Origin of the sequence: Hoylesella timonensis S9-PR14 (assembly GCF_000762405.1) — a bacterium.
In the GTDB taxonomy this organism is placed as follows: Bacteria; Bacteroidota; Bacteroidia; order Bacteroidales; family Bacteroidaceae; genus Prevotella; species Prevotella timonensis_A.
In genome coordinates, this window is the sequence record NZ_JRPQ01000254.1 from 1 (window position 1) to 620 (window position 620).

A 620-nucleotide genomic window follows, 5' to 3' on the forward strand; every position below is an offset into this window, starting at 1 on the left:
TCTATTTCCCTGCTTTTCCTCATTTCTTGCAGCNGTGCTTCCGAGGGTTTACTTTTGCACTCNATAAGTACGGCAATGGACTGCATAANAGTTTGTTTGCCGAGTAACAATAAAGTAATCAAAANAAAATCAAGGNAATGAAACTCATTATCATCGACCGCAAAGCGTGGGAGCNACACNGNTCCGAATTTGCAGACTTTATCCACAGTATNGAACANCTNATCGGCAATCCGCCCGAAACGGACGAATGGCTCGACAATGAAGCCGTATGCCGNAGGCTCGGCATCAGCAAACGNACCCTGCAATCCTATCGCGACANGGGTAAAATACCCTTCTCCATCATTGGGCATAAATGCTATTATAAGGAGAGCGACATCGCAGAGTTACTGAATGCAAACAATGAATGAACTCAAACAATGAATGAACTATGGAAGAGAATGAAATCATTACACAGCAAGGCCCTCAAATGCAGATGTTTGCACAGTTGATGGAGGGTACTTTGAAGAAACTGGAGCGTTATTGTTCTACAGCCCGTCCGATGTTGGGCGGAGAGGTTTACCTNACAGGCGAGGAGGTTTGCAGCCAATTACGGCTCAGCACACGCACGCTCCAAGAGTACA

The 620-nt window shown here is 45.8% G+C and carries 1 protein-coding gene and 1 pseudogene; both read left to right on the forward strand.

Annotated features, from left to right (window positions below; translation table 11 throughout):
* Positions 1 to 137 precede the first annotated feature (137 nt).
* Positions 138 to 407 (forward strand): helix-turn-helix domain-containing protein, encoded by a 270-nt coding sequence (locus HMPREF9304_RS14225; protein ID WP_081953722.1) that lies wholly within the window; start codon positions 138 to 140, stop codon positions 405 to 407.
* A 20-nt stretch (positions 408 to 427) separates the two neighbouring features.
* Positions 428 to 620 (forward strand): annotated as a pseudogene (locus tag HMPREF9304_RS12385) (helix-turn-helix domain-containing protein); the annotation flags it as partial.